The sequence below is a fragment of the Dialister sp. CAG:357 genome, assembly GCF_000435155.1.
Lineage (GTDB): Bacteria > Bacillota > Negativicutes > Veillonellales > Dialisteraceae > Dialister > Dialister hominis.
On sequence record NZ_FR896417.1, the window covers coordinates 18,350 to 20,795 of the forward strand.

A 2,446-nucleotide genomic window follows, 5' to 3' on the forward strand; every position below is an offset into this window, starting at 1 on the left:
GACGCTCTTCGCTTTTTCGGTGAAGTGCGCCAGGAATTCCATATCGATCTTCAGTTCATCGAAGCTGTAGTCCTTGAGGACATTCATCGAGGAATAGCCGCTGCCGAAGTCGTCCATCCAGACCTGGAAGCCTGCTTTATGGAAATTGTCGATTTCTTCGCTGATCTTGCGGAAGTCATGGACGAAGACGCTTTCAGTGATTTCCACATTCAGCATGTAGTGCGGGACGCAGTACTTGTCGGTGATGCGGTTCAGTTCCTCGAGCACTTCGCAGGTGAAGAAGTCGATGCGGGAAAAGTTGAAGGAAACGGGCACAACCGGTTCTCCGCGGTTGACGCGTTCCCTGTAGTTCTGGCAGACATGCTCGATCATGTACATATCGAGCTTGCTGATTTGACGGCTGTCTTCGAGAGCCGGGATGAAGATGCCGGTCGAAATGAAGCCCTTCTCAGGATCTTCCCAGCGGGCCAGTGCCTCCAGGCCGCAGAGCGTGCCGGAAAGGGAACGCATGACAGGCTGGTAGTAGACCTTGATATATCCGTTCTTCAGTGCTTCGTCGATATGGTAGACAGCGTAATTTCTGAGCTCGGACAGGTTCCAGACTTCATCGGTATATTCGAGGATATGGACATCGAGGCGGTCGCGGATGCTGTCGCAGGCAAGCTTGGCCAGATCGCAGGCAAGTTCCGGATTGACATTGAAATCGGTGACATGGTACACGCCGAATTTCGCATCGAGGCGTACGCCGCTTCTGAGGCTCACAAGCTTCTGATAGACCTCGCGGGCCCTCAGCTTCAGATCCACATAATCGGTCAGGACGACGAAATGGTCGTCAGCAAAACGCGCGATGTAATCATGCGGGAATACTTCCTTCAGTATATCCGCCACATCACGCAGCAGCTGGTCGCCTTCCTTGCCGCCGTACTGCACGTTGAACATTTTGAAATTCTTGATATTGAAATAGAGGATTGCCGTCTCGGGCGCTTCTGTATTGAAGCTGCGGTGCTTGAGTTCATTGCCCGCATGTTCCAGGAATCGCTTCTGCCCGGGGAATCCCGTCAGCGAATCAATGTCCCTCGTCAGATCCTTGACACGCGAGTCCATGACAAAGGCGCAGAAAACATCTCCTTCGCCGGGCAGTTTCACCCTGCGTCCGAAGTTTTCCACGTACACAATTTTCCCCGTGATGGTTCTCACTCTGTAATTCACGTAATCATGGAGGTCCTTGCTGGAACGCATCTGTTCGTCGATCTCGCGTTCCACGCGGCCTACATCATCGATATACACAAAATGACGGAATGAGCCGAAAGTGTAATTGATAAATTCATGCGCATCTTTGCACTCCAGCATCTGAATGACGCCCTTGCTCGCATAAAGGATTTCCTTTTCCCGGGTACCCCGATACACAAGCACACCACCCGGGAGTTCGTCCAGAACACTTCTGAACGCATCCGGGATACCGTTGCCCGGATATGTTAATTCTCCCATCGCTCTTCACTTTCCTATTCTTCTGAAATTGACGCCGGCCTTCCCTTGCCGCGTCTTTATAATGTCCGGACTCTTCCGTTCCATGACAGCTTTTTGCCTTTATAAGTATGTCGAATTATATCGTTCTTGTATAGGTTATTATCGCTGCCAATACACCTCGCATACCCTTTCCGCGGGAATCCGCCATCCGCGAGAAAACCTTGGAGACGCGGAAAAAGCGGGACAAAAAGCCCCTCCGCATTTCCGGTAAACGTACCGTTCCCTTCCTTATAGAATATTTAAGGAATTAGATATACTAAATATTTATAACATCTCTATTAATAAATATCTCTAAATAGAATTTATTTGCATGGTTTCGCAATAATATTTTTATGAATTATTTATATTTATCTATAGTATATATGTTTTTCAGGGAAATTGCAAAGGAGGAAAGCGCAGCAGAATGAATTTTGCTCAACTTTCCTCCCTTTTATTTCCGATTCCTCAAGATTTCAGCCAATCATAGCCCATGCGGCAGGCACCGGCAAGTCCTGCATCGTCTCCCAAAGCGGGCGGGACGATGTAGTCCGAGAGGTCTCCGTCAAGGATCGGTGCATGGACGTAGCCGTGCATCTGGTCCTTTACCCTTTCCCTGACCATCGGGAAGAGGGATTCCTGGTGCATGACGCCGTCCCCCAGGATGATGATATCCGGCGAGCAGAGAAGCGCGATCTGTGATACGCCCTGCGAGAGATAGAACGCTTCCATCTCCCAGACTTCGCTGCGGCTTCCCAGGTTTTCCCCCTTCTCGCCCCATCGTTTTTCGATGGCAGGCCCTGCGGCATACCCTTCGAGGCATCCGGCAGGCAGGAAGGAATCCCTGTGGAAGGTGCAGCAGCCTTCATACGTATCTCCAGGCGCGCGGACGACAGGCATGTGGCCGCCTTCGGGATGGACGAGGCCGTGGAGAGGCTTGCCG

At 51.1% G+C, this 2,446-nt stretch carries 2 protein-coding genes; both read right to left on the reverse strand.

The window, feature by feature from the left end; translation table 11 throughout:
* A partial coding sequence (locus tag M3200_RS04315) for an EAL domain-containing protein (protein WP_288178138.1) occupies positions 1–1,488 on the reverse strand: 1,488 nt, incomplete at its 3' end.
* A gap of 483 nt (positions 1,489–1,971) precedes the next feature.
* Positions 1,972–2,446: ROK family protein (locus tag M3200_RS04320; RefSeq protein WP_288178139.1), on the reverse strand; the 475-nt coding region annotated here is incomplete at its 5' end.